General features: G+C 74.6%; 14 protein-coding genes and 1 pseudogene. 10 read left to right on the top strand and 5 right to left on the bottom strand.

What is annotated here, in order from left to right:
* Window positions 1-16: 16 nt before the first annotated feature.
* Window positions 17-1,459 (top strand): UbiD family decarboxylase, encoded by a 1,443-nt coding sequence (locus tag IE096_RS21430; RefSeq protein ID WP_189454124.1) that lies wholly within the window; start codon window positions 17-19, stop codon window positions 1,457-1,459.
* Complete coding sequence (locus tag IE096_RS21425) at window positions 1,452-2,072, top strand: UbiX family flavin prenyltransferase (protein ID WP_189454122.1); 621 nt, start codon at window positions 1,452-1,454, stop codon at window positions 2,070-2,072. The genes IE096_RS21430 and IE096_RS21425 overlap by 8 nt, the downstream gene beginning before the upstream one ends.
* A gap of 77 nt (window positions 2,073-2,149) precedes the next feature.
* On the opposite strand, the gene IE096_RS21420 is transcribed toward IE096_RS21425, so the two are convergent.
* Both IE096_RS21420 and IE096_RS21415 read right to left on the bottom strand, forming a co-directional pair.
* A complete protein-coding gene (locus IE096_RS21420; protein WP_189454120.1) occupies window positions 2,150-3,373 on the bottom strand; it encodes a LuxR C-terminal-related transcriptional regulator in 1,224 nt (407 codons plus the stop codon).
* A gap of 187 nt (window positions 3,374-3,560) precedes the next feature.
* Complete coding sequence (locus tag IE096_RS21415; protein WP_189454118.1) at window positions 3,561-4,754, bottom strand: MFS transporter; 1,194 nt, start codon at window positions 4,752-4,754, stop codon at window positions 3,561-3,563.
* A gap of 192 nt (window positions 4,755-4,946) precedes the next feature.
* Here IE096_RS21415 and IE096_RS31875 point away from each other — a divergent pair, with 192 nt between their 5' ends.
* The 4 genes and pseudogenes from IE096_RS31875 to IE096_RS21400 all read left to right on the top strand — a co-directional run bounded on the left by IE096_RS31875 (window position 4,947) and on the right by IE096_RS21400 (window position 9,028).
* Window positions 4,947-6,584 (top strand): PucR family transcriptional regulator, encoded by a 1,638-nt coding sequence (locus IE096_RS31875; protein WP_189454117.1) that lies wholly within the window; start codon window positions 4,947-4,949, stop codon window positions 6,582-6,584.
* Between the two features lie 78 nt (window positions 6,585-6,662).
* Window positions 6,663-7,286, top strand: a pseudogene (gene dhaL / locus IE096_RS31545) (dihydroxyacetone kinase subunit DhaL); the annotation flags it as partial.
* 21 nt (window positions 7,287-7,307) lie between these two features.
* Window positions 7,308-7,757, top strand: coding sequence for a dihydroxyacetone kinase phosphoryl donor subunit DhaM (gene dhaM / locus IE096_RS31540; protein ID WP_229820475.1), 450 nt, complete (start codon window positions 7,308-7,310; stop codon window positions 7,755-7,757).
* Between the two features lie 128 nt (window positions 7,758-7,885).
* Window positions 7,886-9,028 (top strand): PP2C family protein-serine/threonine phosphatase, encoded by a 1,143-nt coding sequence (locus IE096_RS21400; protein ID WP_189454113.1) that lies wholly within the window; start codon window positions 7,886-7,888, stop codon window positions 9,026-9,028.
* Between the two features lie 8 nt (window positions 9,029-9,036).
* Here IE096_RS21400 and IE096_RS21395 read toward each other — a convergent pair whose 3' ends face one another.
* Window positions 9,037-9,780, bottom strand: coding sequence for a PIG-L deacetylase family protein (locus tag IE096_RS21395; protein ID WP_189454111.1), 744 nt, complete (start codon window positions 9,778-9,780; stop codon window positions 9,037-9,039).
* 139 nt (window positions 9,781-9,919) lie between these two features.
* Between IE096_RS21395 and IE096_RS21390 the strand changes: the two genes are divergently transcribed.
* The 4 genes from IE096_RS21390 (at window position 9,920) to IE096_RS21375 (ending at window position 14,066) form a co-directional block, all read left to right on the top strand.
* Window positions 9,920-10,987 (top strand): ABC transporter substrate-binding protein, encoded by a 1,068-nt coding sequence (locus tag IE096_RS21390; protein WP_189454109.1) that lies wholly within the window; start codon window positions 9,920-9,922, stop codon window positions 10,985-10,987.
* A complete protein-coding gene (locus IE096_RS21385) occupies window positions 10,988-12,061 on the top strand; it encodes a FecCD family ABC transporter permease (RefSeq protein WP_189454107.1) in 1,074 nt (357 codons plus the stop codon).
* Window positions 12,058-12,855, top strand: coding sequence for an ABC transporter ATP-binding protein (locus IE096_RS21380; RefSeq protein ID WP_189454105.1), 798 nt, complete (start codon window positions 12,058-12,060; stop codon window positions 12,853-12,855). The genes IE096_RS21385 and IE096_RS21380 overlap by 4 nt, the downstream gene beginning before the upstream one ends.
* A gap of 218 nt (window positions 12,856-13,073) precedes the next feature.
* Complete coding sequence (locus tag IE096_RS21375) at window positions 13,074-14,066, top strand: PI-PLC domain-containing protein (protein WP_189454103.1); 993 nt, start codon at window positions 13,074-13,076, stop codon at window positions 14,064-14,066.
* Between the two features lie 67 nt (window positions 14,067-14,133).
* Here the strand turns inward: IE096_RS21375 and IE096_RS21370 are convergent, their stop codons facing one another.
* Both IE096_RS21370 and IE096_RS21365 read right to left on the bottom strand, forming a co-directional pair.
* Window positions 14,134-14,595 (bottom strand): spore-associated protein A, encoded by a 462-nt coding sequence (locus tag IE096_RS21370; RefSeq protein ID WP_229820447.1) that lies wholly within the window; start codon window positions 14,593-14,595, stop codon window positions 14,134-14,136.
* A 76-nt stretch (window positions 14,596-14,671) separates the two neighbouring features.
* The gene (locus IE096_RS21365; RefSeq protein ID WP_189454099.1) at window positions 14,672-15,613 is read right to left on the bottom strand and encodes an L-tyrosine/L-tryptophan isonitrile synthase family protein; all 942 of its coding nucleotides are present in this window, start codon (window positions 15,611-15,613) and stop codon (window positions 14,672-14,674) included.

Raw genomic sequence — 15,613 nt, 5'->3', positions numbered from 1 at the left:
GGCGGGGAGAGACATCATGACGGCGCTTCCCGGCCTTCCCGGCCTGTCCTTCCGGGCCGCCCTCGCGGCGGCCCGGAAGGAGGACCCGCACGCCCACCACACCTACGACCTGCCGCTCACCCGGCACGAGATCGCCGCGCACTACGCCGCGCGGCACGCGGGCATCCCCGCCACGTCCTCCTCGCGCGCCGAGGACATCGCGCTGTACACCCGCGTCACCGACGCGGCCGCCGGAATGCCCGTGGTGCTCGGGGCGTTCGGCGACGCGGAGCGCCTGCGGCGCTGGCTGCCCGGCCTGCCCCGGCGCGTCAACGAGGACACCGTCGCCCGGCTGCTCGCCGCCTGCGAGGAGCCCAAGCGCCTGGAGGGCTCGCCCTTCCCCCATGTGCGGCGCGGCGAGGACGTCGACCTCGGGGCGCTGCCCGCGCTGTGGGCCACCGAGCGCGACGCCGGCCCGTACCTGACCACCGGGCTGCTGTACGCCCACGATCCGCGCACCGGCCGCGAGGCCACGGCCGTCCACCGGATGCTCGTCCGGGACCGGAACCAGCTGGTGATCTGGATGCTGCCCAGCCGCCGGCTGCTGGCCATGTACCACGAGGCGGTGGAGCGGGGCGAGCGCCTGCCGGTGTCGGTGAACCTCGGCGCGCCGCCCGCCGTGGTGGTGGCGTCGGCGGTGGGCAGCGACTTCCTGCCCGCCGGCACGAGCAAGACGGCCCTGGCGGGCGCGCTGGCCGGCGGGCCGGTGACGCTGGCCCCGGCGGTGAGCCAGCCGGTGCCGGTGTTCGCCGAGTCGGAGGTCGTCCTGGAGGGGTACTTCGACGGGACGACCGCGCCGGAGGCGCTGCCGGGCCGGGCCCCTGGGCACTCGCTGCCGGAGGTGCTGGGCTACGACGGCAACGCGGCGGAGTCCCTTCCGGCGATCACGGTCACGGCGGTGACGTCCCGTGAGGCGCCGGTGTTCCCGGCGGTGATCGGGCCGGGCCGGGAGCAGTCGCTGATCCTGGGGCTGGCGGGCGCGGTGGCGCTGGGGCTGTCGGGGGCGGGCGGCGAGCTGCTGCGCGACGCCCACTACTCCCCCGCCGGCGGCGGGATGTTCCTGCTGGTGCTCCAGGTGCGCAAGTCGGGCCCGGCGGACGACGAGCGGGTGCGGGCGATGGCGAAGGACGTCCTGGACCGGCACCGGTTCGCCAAGGTGGTCGTCCTGGTCGACGAGGACGTGGCGCCGGACTCGGCCGAGGACGTGCTGTGGGCCGTCACCACGCGCGCGGACCTGTCCGCCGACGCCCTGCACTTCACGGGCTTCCCCCGGGTCGGGCTCGACCCCTCGCAGGGGGAGGCGTGGGCCGCCGCGCGCGGCCGGGAGGCGACCGGGAGCCGTACGGTCGTCGACGCCACCGTGCCCTTCGCCCTGCGGGAGCGGCACGCCCGCAGCTTCCCCGGTGCCGCGCATGGCTGAGCCGAGAGCACGCCGACTGGTCGTGGGGATCACGGGGGCAACCGGTTCGGTGATCGGGATCCGGCTGCTGGAGGCCCTGCGGTCGCTGGACGTCGAGACCCATCTGGTGTTCACCAAGTGGGGGCGGGCGACGCTGGAGATGGAGACCGACTGGAAGGCGGCGGAGGTGGCGGCGCTGGCCGACCACGTCCACGGGCCGGGCGACCAGGCGGCGGTCATCTCCAGCGGCTCCTATCCCACGGACGGGATGGTCATCGCGCCGTGCAGCATGAAGACCCTGGCCGCGGTGCGGGCGGGGTTCGGCGACGGGCTGGTGCACCGGGCCGCCGACGTCACGCTCAAGGAGCGGCGGCGGCTGGTGCTGGTGCCGCGCGAGCTGCCGCTGTCCGAGATCCACTTGGAGAACATGCTGGCGCTCACGCGCATGGGCGCGGTGATCGCCCCTCCGGTGCCGGCCTTCTACAACCGGCCGCGGAGCGTGTCCGACATCGTGACGCACATCGTGGCCAGGACGCTGGACCAGTTCGGCCTCGAACTCACCGAGGCCCGGCGCTGGTACGGGCCCGGGCCCGCCCGCCGGGAGGGCGCACGGGCCGGCGTGGTGACCGGCTGAGCGGCCGCACCGCCCCCTGGCAGGGGGCGGTGCGGCCGTCGGCGTCCAGGCCGTCTTCCCCGTCCAGGCCTCTTCCTCTAGGCCGGTGGGGCCAGGGCGGGAGCGGGGCCGGGGGCCTTGCCGGTGCCGCCGCGCACGACGCGGGTCAGGTCGACGCGGGAGGCGACGCCCAGTTTCCGGAAGACCTTCCGCAGGTGGTAGTTGACGGTGTGCGGGGAGAGCCCGAGCCGGCGGGCGATCTGCCGGTTGGTGAGCCCTTCGTGCACCAGGCCCGCGATGACGGCCTCCTGGTCGCTCAGGTGCTCCCCGTAGGGCGCGGCCTCCGGCTCCGCCGGAAGGGCGGGAGCCGTGGATCGCGGTGGCCCGGAGGCCTGGCCGCGCAAGGCGTCGCGAACGGTTTCGGGCATCCAGCCGGTAATGAGCCGGTGCAACAACTCGTCGCGGAACGTGAGCCGTCCGGCGCTGTTCTCCAGAACCCCGGCCGCGACCACTTCGTCCAGGGTCGGCAACAACGCCGTCGGCGCCTCGTTCAGAACTCGGGCGACCTTTTCGAAGGAGACCTCATTTCCCAGCGCGGCCGCGACCCTGACCATCTGGCGGAATTCCGGTGAATATCCCATGAGGGAACTCTCGACGCGTTCCACCAGGCGCCGCGGCAACCGGTCGGTCACCAGCCGGGCCCGGTATCCGTCCACGGCGATGCTGCCCTCCTCCAGCATTCCCTGGGCGAGTTCCAGCAGCCGGCGCGGATGCCCGCCGGCCCGGCCCAGGACGCGGGCCAGCCCGGCGTCGGGCGGTGCGCCGAGGGCGTCGGCGGCCAGGGCCATCGCCGGGCCGGGGGGCAGGGTGCCCAGCTTGACCCGTTCGGTGCCGGCGGTGGGGCTGAGCAGCACCCCTTCCAGGGGCGGGGCCCCGGCGGACGCGCGCCGGGCGAGGATCCACACCCGCGCCGGGCCGTCCGGCCCGCCCTCGCGGGCGATGAGGGCCCGTACGTCCTCGTGGTCGAGGTGGTGGGCGTTGTCGACCGCCACGGCATAGGGGCGGTGGGGGTCTTCGGGGTCCCGCCGCGACGGTCCGCCGACCGAGCACGCGCCGTCGGTGTATTTGGCGCAAACCGACAGCCCGAAATCCTCGGCAATGCGCATGGACTCGCGCAGCAGCCGGGATTTCCCGCAGCCCGGCGGTCCTTCGATGGTGATCAATGTGCAGCGCCCGGCCATGACATGCCCGATGAGCGAGGTCAGCCGATCGACTTCGGCTTCCCGTCCGCGCAGCGGAGCATCGGGCACGGCTCCCAGCATCTGATTCCCTCCTTCCGCCCGCGCCGGTCACGCACGCGTCAAGACGGCCGTCGCCGTTCCGATACGCCGATGCCGGCACCGCGACGATTCAGTGTGCAATCAGTTTGCTCGGAGGACGATCTCCCCGGCCGGGACGGGCTCGATATCAAGCCGATCGCTTTCCGGCAGGTTTCAGGACCCGGCGCCGTTACCCGGCGCCGGCGGCGGGCGGCGGGAGTTCCCGGTCCCGGACGTCGGCGACGGCGACCGCCGCCAGCGCCGCGAGCACGACGGCGACCAGCACGAATCCGGTGTCGTAGCCCGCGTACTGGGCGACGAGGCCGACGCAGAAGCCGCCGAGGCCGAGGCCCGCGTCGAAGGCGAGGTTCCACTGCGCGCTGCCGACGCTGGAGTCGCCGGCGCGCTGGAGGGCCAGGACCAGCGTCGCGTTCTGCAGGGCGCCGAATCCGGTGCCGAAGACCACCATGAGCACCAGCAGCGCGCCGGTGTGCCGGGTGGCGACGCCGCCGAGCACGCCGAGGGCGGCGAGCAGCGTCGCGGGCGGCAGCAGGACGCGGTGGCCGTGGCGGTCGCCGAGGCGACCCGACGCCCAGCGGCTGGCGGCGGCGGACAGTTGGAGGCAGAGCAGCGCCAGCGGGGTGAGCCAGACGGGGTCGCGCGGCGCGGCGGGCGGCAGGAAGGTCACGACGGTGCCGGACGCCATGGTGCCCGCCGTCAGCAGCACGAGCGGGCGCAGGATCGCCGGGCGGGCGAGGCCCGCGACGACCCGGGCGCGGCCGGGCGGCGCCGGGCGGGGCGCGGTGACGGCCAGGGCGGCGGCCAGGCCGCAGGCGGGTGCCAGGGCCGCGACGGTGAACAGCGGCCCGTAGCCGTACCGGTGGGCCAGCAGTACCCCCAGCGGCGTGCCGACGGCCCCGCCGAGCCCGGTGGCCAACCCGTACCAGCCGGTGGCCGTCCCGCGGCGGCCGGGCGGCGCCAGCTCGGCGACGGCGGCGCTGCCGGCCACCACGAACATGCCGAAGCCGGCGCCGCGCAGCACGGCGCAGACCAGGGTCACCGGGAGGCCGTCGGTGGCGAGCGGCACGGCGGCCGGGGCGCCGAGGAGGGCCATGGCGGCCAGCAACACGGTCCGGTGGCCGACGGCTGCGATGACGCGGGGCATCGCGGGCTGCACGGCGACGGTGGCTCCCATCAGCAGCGCGGTGACCATTCCGCCGGCGGCCCGCCGGCCGCTGGTGTCGGCGGCGAACTCGGGCACGGTCGCCAGCAGCAGGTAGAAGCCCGTGAAGCCGCTGAAGGTGCACAGCAGCACCGCCGTCATGGACCGGCTGAACAGCTGTGACGGCGTGTCACGGGCGAGGAGGGCGGGGGGTTGTTTCACGACAAAGATCTCAGCTGCCCGAAGGCCCCGCGAACAGTGGAGGGATCTCCACGGATGCGGCATTCGACTGTGGGATCGTCCAGTTGGCGCGGCGGGGCGCGGCCGGGGCGGTGCGGGCCGGTGGCCTGATTCCGGCCGCCGCCCGCCGGGGGCGGTGGACAGGGCCCCGGCCTCCTGTGTTGTGTCCGGCGGGTGACCGCTCCCTCGAACCCCCCGCACCGACAGCCGCCCCCGGCGGGGCAGGACCCGCACGCGACGACGCTGCGCGTCCGTGACCTGCTCGGCGTCCCCGGGCTCGGCCTGGAGGCCGTGCCGGGCACCGGGGACACCGGCCGCGCGGTCCGCTGGGCCCATGTGACCGAGCTGCCCGATCCCGGCCCCTACGCCGGGCCGGACGAGCTGGTGCTCACCAACGGGCTCTGGCTGGACCGGCAGGACTGCGCCGCGTACGTGCGCCGCCTGGCCGGATCGGGCGCCGCCGGGCTGGTCTTCGGGCTGCGGACGGACATGCCCGCCGTGCCGGACGAGCTCGTCGCGGCCTGCCGGGAGGCCGGGCTGCCGCTGCTGCGGCTGCCCGTCGAGGTGCCGTTCACCGCCGTCACCCGGGCCGTGGCGAGCGCCCAGGCCGAGCAGCGGCAGCGGCACCTGCTGGACGCCCTGCGGCACAGCAACGCGCTGACCCGCGCGGTCTCCGCGGGCGACGGCCTGCGGGGGGTGCTGGCGGTGCTCGCCGGGCCCGCCCGGACGCCGGTCGCGCTGGTGGACGGGCTCGGCACCGTCCTGGACTCCGTGGGCCGGCCGCCGGCGGAGCAGGACGTGCGGGCGGTCGCGGACCGGCTGGGGGCGGACGGCGAGGAGTACGCGGAGTACCCGCTGCGGCTGGCCTCGGGCGCCGACGCCACGGTGATCCCGGTGCGCGGCGTCGCCGGTTTCGACCTCGCCGTCGTCTACGGCCTCCCGGTGGCGGAGCTGGGCGCGGCCGAGCGCCTGGTGCTGGAGCAAGGGGTCCGCTTCCTGACGGTGGAGCTGGCGCACCGGCAGGCGCTGCGCGCGATCGAGATGCGCTTCGCCGGGGAGATCCTCGACATGGTGCAGAGCGGGCCGCACCGCTCCGGTGAACTGGTGGCGCGGCTGCGGTCGTTCGGCGTCAATCCGGACAGCGCGCTGGCCGTGTTCTCCGTCATCGTCCCCGACTCCCCCGGCCGCGCCGCGTGGCCGCTGCCCGACACGGCGGCCGTCACGGACCACTTCGTGGCCCGGGGCCTGGCGTCCGTGGCGGCGAGCAGCGGGCAGGACGTCGTGGCGATCGTCAGCCTGCCCGCCGCCGACACCGACCCGGCCCGGCTGGCGGAGGGGCTGGCGGCGGCGCTGGGGCCCGGGTCCACCACGCCCGGGCCGCGCATCGGCGTGGGCCGGGTCGCCGCCGGGCACCAGGAGCTGCGGCGCGGGCTGCTCCAGGCGCGGGAGGCCTCCCGGGTGGCCCGGTCGCGGCGGCGGGGCCCGCGCGTGGTGTCGTTCGCGGACGTGGGCTCCTACCGGCTCGTCCTGGCCCTGGTGGACCCGCAGACCCGCCGGGACTTCGCGGACGCGGTGCTGGGGCCGGCGATCGCGTACGACGCGACGCACAACAGCGAACTGCTGCGCAGCCTGGACGCGTTCCTGGCATCGGGCATGAAGTGGGGGCGGGCGGCGGACTCGTTGCACATCCACGTCAACACGCTGCGCAACCGGCTGGCGAAGCTGGAGTCCCTCACGGGCCGGGACGTGGGGTGCGCGGAGGACCTGGCGGATCTGTTCCTGGCGCTGCGGGTGCGCGACGAGGAGCGCTGACCCGTCGTCGGCCGCCGGGGCTACCCTGGGCCGCGTCGATCATCGTTCAGCCCGCCCCAGCGCCGAGGAGCCGCCGTCATGACCGTCCCGCTCGACCTGGACTTCTTCCGCCGCTTCCTCGACCGCGCCACCCGGGTCGTCGTCGCCGAGGCCCGGCACCTGACCGACCTCGACGCCGCCATCGGCGACGCCGACCACGGGGCGAACCTCAAGCGCGGCTTCACCTCGGCGGCCGAGGCCGTCGCCGCCGAGCCGCCCGCCACGCCGGGCGCCCTGCTGACCGCCGTCGGCGCGCACCTGACGAACACCGTCGGCGGCGCGGCCGGGCCGCTGTACGGGACGGTGCTGCGCCGGATGGGCAAGGTGCTGGGCGAGGACGCGGTCGTCGCGCCCGAGACGCTGGGCCGGGCGCTGGCGGCGGCGGTGGCGAGCGTACGGCGGCTCGGCGACTCCGCGCCCGGCGACAAGACGATGGTCGACGCGCTCCAGCCCGCCGCCGACGCCTACGCCGAGGCTCTGGAGGGCGGCGAGGTGACGACGGCGCTGGAGGCGGCCGCGCGGGCCGCCCGCGCGGGGGCGGAGGCGACGGTGCCGATGCGCGCCCGGCGCGGGCGGGCCAGCTATCTGGGCGAGCGCAGCGTCGGCCACCAGGACCCGGGCGCCACGTCCTCCGCGCTGCTGGTCACCGCGCTGTTCGAGGCCACCGACCCGGAGCTGTGCGCCGTGGCCCCGGAGGGGGAAGCGGCTCAGGAGAATGCCCCCGTGAGCGAGCGGCCCGCCGGGCGGGTCGGCGTGGTGCTGGTCTCGCACAGCAAGGCCGTGGCCGAGTCGACGGCCGCGCTGGCCAAGGCCCTGTTCGGCGCGGGCGACCCGGCGCCGGTGGCCCCGGCGGGCGGGCTGCCCGACGGCGGGGTGGGCACCAGCGCGGAGCTGGTGCGCCGGGCGGTCGCGCGGGTGGACGAGGGCGCGGGCGCGGTCGTGCTGTGCGACATGGGCAGCGCGGTCCTCACCGTCAAGGAGCTCCTGGACGCCGGGGAGCTCGGGGACACGCGCATCGCGGACGCCCCGTTCGTCGAGGGGGCGGTGGCCGCCGTGGTGACGGCCTCGGCGGGCGGCGACCTCGCGGCGGTCCTGGCCGCGACGGACGACGCGCGGACGTACCGCAAGCTCTGACGGGAGCTCTGGGGGGCTCTTCGACGGCGGGCCGTCACGACACGGCGGCGGGCGACGGGCATTCACGGCGAAAGTCTGGAAATGTCTATGTGTCCCGCTCCCCCACCCGCGCGGAGGTACGAGCCGCGGTGTCGCGCCGACTGCTGCCGTTCGCACTGGTCCTGGCCTATCTCGTGGCCGTCGTGGTCGTCGACCTCAGGACGCCGGCCTATCTGCGGCTCGACGTCTACGCGGCGCTGGCCCCGGTGACGGCCGCCGCCGTCTGCACCTACCGGCAGACGGTGTTCGTCGGGCTCGTCGACTTCTTCCTGATGGTGGCGCACCACGGGGTGCTGACCGCCGAGTCCTCGCCCGTCAACCGCGTCGGGTCGGTGCTGGGCAACATCCTCATCGTGGGCGCCGCCATCGCGGTCGCCCGGCTGCGGCGCGACGGCGACGCCCTGCTGGAACGGGTCCGGGCCACCGGCGAGGCCGCCCAGCGGGCCCTGCTGCGACCGCTGCCGCTGCGCACCCACAGCGTGGTCGTCGACGGCTTCTACGTCTCCTCGCAGCGGGACGCGCTGGTCGGCGGCGACATCTACGAGGTCGTCGACACCCCGTACGGCACCCGGGTCCTCATCGGGGACGTGCGGGGCAAGGGGCTCGGCACGCTGGGGGCCGGGGCGGCGGTGCTGACCGCGTTCCGGGAGGCGGCCTACCACCGGCGGGACCTGGACAGCGGGGTCGCGGCGATGGAACAGGGCCTGACCCGCTACCACCGCTCGGCGGAGTACCAGGCGCGCACGGCGGACGCCCACGCGGCCGAGGAGTTCGTCACGGCGCTGGTCATGGGCACCGAGGAGGACCCGGCCGCGCGGGACGGGGCGCCCGGCGAGGTGCCGGTGGTGTTCGTCGACTGCGGGCACCCGTCGCCCTTCCTGATCGGCGCCGACGGCGGGGTGCGCGAGCTGCGCGCGGCGGAGCCCGGGCTGCCGCTGGGCCTCGGCGAGCTGGTGGACGCGCCCCGGTCCCGGCAGCAGGTCACGCTGCCCCCGGACTGCCGGGTGCTGGCCTGCACCGACGGGGTGACCGAGGCGCGCGACCGGGACGGCGGCTTCTACCCGCTGGCCGAGCGGCTGGACGCGTGGGCCGCCCTGCCCACCCCCGAGCTGCTGGAGCGGCTGCGCGCGGACCTCGCCGCGCACACGGGCGGCAGGCTCCAGGACGACGTGGCGGTGCTGGTGGTGGAGCGGGCGCCGGGGTCCGGCACGGGCTCCGGCGGACGGCGGTGAGAGGGAGCTCAGCGGCGGAGGAGCTCGAACGCGACGCCCGGCCGGCCGCCGAACCGCTCGGCGACCGCCTCCATGGTGCCCGTCAGGAACGTCCGGCAGTACGTCTCCGGCTCCTCCTCGGTGAGCGCCGCGATGTAGGTGCGGTGACAGAGCAGGGACCGCACGGCCCGTTCGAAGCCGGCGCCCGCGTCGACGGCGTGGGTGGGGTGCGGGGAGCCGGCGACGGCCACGTACCGCACGCCGTTCCACGGCGGCAGGTCGTCCTCGACCAGGTCGGGGAAGATCCAGCGGTTGCCCGCGTCGGCGACGGCGTCCAGCGCGGCCCTGCCGACGGCCCGGTGGTCGGGGGTGTTCCAGTAGCCACCGCCCGGCCAGGTGTCGTGGTGGTTGAGGGTCAGCACCAGCTCGGGGCGGTGGCGGCGGATCGCGGCGGCGAACTCGCGGCGCAGCGGCAGCCCGTATTCGATGACGCCGTCGATGTGGCCGAGGAACTCCACGCTCGTCACGCCCACGGCCGCCGCGCTCGCCCGCTGTTCCGCCTCGCGCAGGGGCGCGGCCTCGTTCGGCGAGAGGGCGTCGATGCCCGCCTCCCCGAAGGAGGCGAGCAGGTAGGCGCACGAGCGGCCGGCATCGGTCCAGGCGGCGACGGCGGCCGAGGCGCCGTACTCCAGGTCGTCGGGGTGGGCGACGATCGCCAGGGCACGGGTCCAGTCGGTGGGCATCTCGGCGAGGGGGGCGCTGGGGACGCTCATGACGGCAGCGTAGGCCGGTGGCGCCGTTCCTCTTCACTCTTCCTCGCGACACGCGGGAACCAGGTGGACGCGCGGTCCGACTATCTGGTCCGGGTCCGCTGCAATGGCCCCGGAACGTCGAGCTTGTGGAGAGTTACTGATGCGCCCTCGTGCGTGGTGCGGTGTGCTGGCCGCTGTGGCCCTGTCGGCGACGGCCTGTGGTGGCGGTGGCGGTGAGGCGGAGAAGACCGACGGCGCCGGGGCGGCCGCCTCGGCGCGGGCCGGCTTCCCGGTGACCGTCACCGACTGCATGGGGATGAAGACGACGTTCGACGCGGCGCCCAAGAAGATCGTCACCAGCAACGCCGCCGGCCTGGAGCTGCTGATGTGGCTGGGCGCGGGCGACAAGGTCGCCGGTACGGGCTTCCCGCCCGGCAAGGGCGCGCTGCCGCGGGAGTACACCGAGGCGGGGGCGAAGGTGCCGGTGCTCGGCAAGAGCGTGATCCCCAAGGAGAAGCTGCTCGGCTCGGGCGCCGACCTGTACGTGGACGCGTTCTCCTCCATGAAGAACATGGGCAAGATGGGCGACGCCCCCACTGCCGAGGAGTTCAAGGCGGCGGGCATCAAGCACGTCTTCCTGAAGTCCACGGCCTGCGCCTCCATGGCCAAGGCCCCCCGCACGGACCTCTCCGGCGTCGAGGCCGACATCGAGGAGCTCGGCAAGGTGACGGGCACCTCGGCCCGTGCGACCGAGCTGGTCACGGGGATGCGCAAGAAGACGGACGGGGTCCGCGACGCGCTCAAGGACGTGCCGGCCGACAAGCGGCCCACCTACTTCCTCTTCGACTACGACGCGGGCACCAAGCAGCCGATGGCCGTGTGCAACCGCCAGGTGGCCAACGCCGTGATCGGCATGGCGGGCGGGCGGAACGTCTTCGCCGACTGCGACGGCGACTTCAAGCCCGTCGGCTGGGAGGACGTCGTGGCCAAGGACCCGGACTGGATCCAGCTGGCCGTCCGCAACCGGGGCAGCGAGGAGGCCAACAACAAGGCCTTCGACGAGGCCGCCGAGTTCCTGAGGACCTTCCCCGCGACCGCCGGCCTCAAGGCCGTCCAGGAGGGGCACTTCGTGCGGATCAACTCCGAGCGCACCACCATCGGCGGGGTGCGCAGCGCGGACACCGTGCGGGAGATCGCCCACACCCTCCACCCGGACCGGGTCAAGTAGATGACGGCGCTCGCCACCGCCGGGACGGCGGAGGAGGGGGAGCCGGGCGTCCGTACCGTGGGCGCCGGGTGGGCCTGCGCGGCCCTGGGCGTCCTGCTGGTGGCGGCGCTCGCCGCGTCCGTGTGCCTCGGCTCGACGCGGGTGCCGCTCGGCGAGGTGTGGTCGGCGGTGGTGCGCGGAGTGAGCGGGCAGGAGCCCGCACCCGGCACCCAGGACCTGATCGTCTGGCGGCTGCGGGTGCCGCGCGCGCTGCTGGCGGCCGTGGTGGGCGCGGGCCTGGGGCTGGTCGGCACGGCCGTCCAGGCCCTGGTCCGCAACCCGCTGGCGGACCCGTACCTGCTGGGCATCTCCAGCGGCGCCTCGCTGGGCGCGGTCTCGGCGATCGTGCTGGGGGCGGGCGCGGGCGGGGCGCTGGGCATCGGGCTGTCCTCGGCGGCGTTCGCCGGGGCGCTCGCCTCGTTCGCGCTGGTGTGGGCGTTCGCCCGGCGCGGCGGCGGCTTCCGGCCGCTGCGCCTGGTGCTGGCGGGGGTGGGCATCGGGCAGTTCCTGTCCGGCTTCACCCACTACCTGGTGCTCCAGGCGGGCGACGAACAGCGCACCCACGGCGCGCTGTTCTGGCTGATGGGCTCCCTCGGCGGCGCCCAATGGGCGACCCTCGCGCTGCCCGCCGCCGCCGTCGTGGCGACCACGGCAGTGCTGCTGGCCCGGGCCCGTGCCCTCAACGCGATGCTGATGGGCGACGAGACGGCCGCGAGCCTGGGCGTCGACGTCACCCGGCTGCGGCGCGAGCTGTTCGTGGCCACGAGCCTGCTGACGGGCGTGCTGGTGTCGGTGTCCGGGGCGATCGGCTTCGTGGGCCTGATGGTCCCGCACGCCTGCCGGATGCTGGTGGGCGGCGACCACCGCCGGCTGCTGCCGGTGGCCGCGCTGTTCGGCGCCGTCCTGCTCACCGTCGTCGACCTGGTGGCCCGTACCGCCCTGCCCGACCAGGAGCTGCCGGTGGGCGTGGTCACCTCCCTGATCGGCGCGCCGACCCTGCTGTACCTGCTGGACCGACGTCTGGAGCGGCCATGAGGATCTCCGTCGAGGGCCTGGAGGTCCGGCTGTCCGGCCGGACGGTGGTCTCCGGGGTCGACCTGCTCGCCGCCGAGGGCGAGATCGCGGGCCTCGTGGGCCCCAACGGCAGCGGCAAGTCGACCGTGCTGCGCACCGTCTACCGGCATCTGCGCCCGCACGCGGGCCGGGTGCTGGTCGGGGACGCGGACATCCGGGAGCTGTCGGCCGTCGAGAGCGCCAGGCGGGTGGCGGCGCTGCCGCAGGAGCGGGGCACGGACTTCGAGCTGTCGGTGCGCGAGGTCGTCGCCATGGGCCGCACCCCCTACAAGCGGGCCTTCGCGGGCGAGGACGCCGCCGACCGCGACGTGGTGAGCGAGGCCCTGACCCACGTGGGCATGGCCCACGCGGCGCGGCGCCGCTTCTCCGCGCTCTCCGGCGGCGAACGCCAGCGGGTCCTGCTGGCCCGCGCGCTGGCCCAGTCCCCCGAGGTGCTGGTGCTGGACGAGCCGACCAACCACCTGGACGTCCGCCACCAGGTGGAGCTGCTGACCCTGCTGCGCGCCCAGCGCCGCACCACCCTCCTCGCCCTCCACGACCTCAACGCGGCCGCCTCCGTCTGCGACCGGCTCCACGTCCTCCACGACGGCGCGGTGGTCGCCTCGGGCCCGCCCCGCGAGGTGCTCACGGCGGAGCTGCTGGCGGAGGTGTTCGGGGTGCGGGCGGCGGTGGTGGAACACCCGCTGACGGGTGACCCGCTGATCGCGTTCGACCACAGGGCGCCGGCGGGGGCGGATCTGACGACGGCCGTCTGACGAGGGCAGGGTGATGACGAGGACCCCTCCTGTTCCCGCGTCCCGTTCCCGCGTTCCAGGCGGCTCGCATCCCCCGGGTCACCGTCCGTTTCCGCGTTCCGGCGTCCCGAAACGGCTGGAATGCCCTGGCGGACGCGGCCGGGACACCGGCAGGCTCGGGGGCGTCCGTCGGGACACCGACATGACACCGTCATGACCGACCTGAAGGGGTACGTTTCTTGACCACTCACCTTCGACACCGTGCCGGCCCGAGGAAGTTACTGGCGCTGCTGGCGGCGCTGTGCGGGATCGTCGTCGGCGCGACGGGGCTCGGCACGGCCCCGGCGGCAGCGGCCGATCAGCGGCACGCGATCTACGCCATCGCGCACCGGGTCGACACCCTGGACGGCGTGGACGCCGCGCTCAAGCACGGCGCCAACGCCATCGAGATCGACGTGTGCGCCTGGTGGAACCCGAACGAATGGCGCGCCTATCACGACTGTTCCTCGGCCGGTGACAACCGGCGGGGCCCCAGCTTCGACAGCATGATGGACCGCATCATCTCCCACGCGAACGCGGGACGCAGGCTGGCGCTGGTGTGGCTGGACATCAAGGACCCGAACTACTGCGGGGAGGCGCAGAACCGCGGGTGCAGTGTGGCCGGCCTGCGGGACAAGGCGCAGCGGCTGACGGCTGCCGGGATCCAGGTCCTCTACGGTTTCTACGAGTACCACGGCGGCAGCACCCCGGACGTCGGCGGCAGGGGCTGGAAGAGCCTGGAGGGCAGGCTCGGCCGCCTGGAGGGCATCACGACGACGGGGACCCGCGACCAGGCCCAGGGTGCCTTCAACCGGTCCGGTCCGGGGTTCCCGGCCGGTCACCGGGCGATGGACTACGGCGACAGCGACATCACCAAGGGCTTCGGCAACTGCACGGAAGCCACGTACAACACGTGCGCCGAGCTGAAGAAGGGCGCCGGCGACCGCGCCGCCGGCCGGATCGCGGCCACGCTGTCCTGGACGACCACCTACAACGACCCCTGGTACGTCGACAAACTCCTGGGCGACGCGCGGGTGGACGGCATCATCGCGGGCTACGGCGCCTTCACTGGTGTGCGCGAGTACGACGACAACTGGAAGTGCGCCAACGCCGTCAGCCTCATCCGTGACTGGGTCAACCGCCACAGCGGCACCCACCGCATGGCCACGAGCGCGGACCGCCTGTTCAGGTAAGGGACACCCCCACGAGGCGACTCCAGGCCGTCGGCCGGGAAACCCGGCCGACGGCCTTTTCGTCGCGTCAGCGGTTCTGCTGCCCGGTGGGGGCCAGGGTGCCGCAGTTCGTCTTGTAGCGGGCCACGACATAGCCGTCGATCTCGCCGCCCCAGTCGACGCACTTGCCCTTGGCGTCCAGGTAGACCGGCCCCGAGTACGACGTGAAGAAGCCGTACTGCTCCTGCTTCGACTTCAGTTCCGTGTTGCGCTGGATCCAGGAGCCCACCCACAGCGGCGAGCCGGTCGAGGCGTTCCGCTTGGTGACCACGCAGTTCTTGCCGGTGGCGGCGTTGTAGGCCAGGAACACCGTCCCCCGGTCCGGGATCGGGAGCTGGTTGACCTGCTTGTATCCGGCGCCGCACTCCTGGTTGTACGCGGCGGCGGGGGCGGCGACGGCCGTCCCGGTGCCCGCCACCACCGCGGTGACGCTCGTGGCGGCGGCGAGCAGCGCGGCCGCCGCGACGCGGGTACGTACAGCACGCTTCACTGTGTCCTCCGTGGAAGTCGCGAGTGGCATGGTGCCGGTTGAGACTCTCCACACCCCCGAGGGGTTGCTCGCCCCTTCACCCACACGGCAGAGAACCGGCCACGTAGTGGCTGGGCCGCCCGTCCCGCAGGACGAGCCGTCCCGCCCGCTCGGCCTCCTCCCGCCGCACCAGCCGCGCCGCGCCGTCGGGCGTCCGCAGCACCGCCGTGTGCCAGGGCGTGGCCCACGCGTCGTCCGCGTCCAGCAGCCGGATCCCGAACTTGGCGGAGCCGGGCCGCTGCGGATGAATGGACAGCCGCACGGACCGGGGGAAGTGATCGGCGATGAGATCGCCCCACGCCCGGCTGCGGGCGATCACCCCGTACGCCCGTGCGCGGCACTCCCGCTGCAGCGCCGACCGGCTGCCCTCGAAGTCCGCCGTGTCCTCCACCAGGAACCGGGTGATGCCCCGGTAGAGCCGGGCCGTCTCCAAATCGGCACGGGTCAGGGCACGCAGGGAGTCGAGGGAGGGCGCGTACGCGTCGACGACGAGGCGGCGCTTCTCGTCGTGCGGCAGATCGCCGTGGACCTGCCGCAGGTCGAAGGTGTCGAGATGGGTGAGGCCCTCCCGCTCGATGAGGGCGCGCAGTTCGTCGCCGTAGGCGTCGATGTGCTCGTCGGGCACGTGGATGAGGTCGCCGAAGATGTGCCCGTCCGAGCAGATGACCAGGCGAGCGCCAGGGGCGTACACCTCGCCGACGCGGTCGCAGAGCCGGTCGAGGAAGGCCAGGGAGAGCCGCTCGCCCTCGTCGGGCAGATGGCCGAGGACCTTGGCCGGATTGGGCGACTTGCAGGGGAAGCCGGGGAGCGTGAGGACGACCGGCTCGTTCGCGTCGGTGAACTCGCGTATCTGGGCGAGCTGTTCGGGATGGTCGGCGGGGTCCGGGGAGGACGCCCCGGTGGTGCGGTGGAAGGGCAGGAGCAGCCGGAGGATCCGGGCTTCGGGGGAGGTGGCGGCCGCGCGGGCCGTGGCGGTCAT

Origin of the sequence: Streptomyces abikoensis (assembly GCF_014648775.1) — a bacterium.
Taxonomy (GTDB): Bacteria; Actinomycetota; Actinomycetes; order Streptomycetales; family Streptomycetaceae; genus Streptomyces; species Streptomyces abikoensis.
This window is presented reverse-complemented; position numbering and strand designations above follow the sequence as displayed.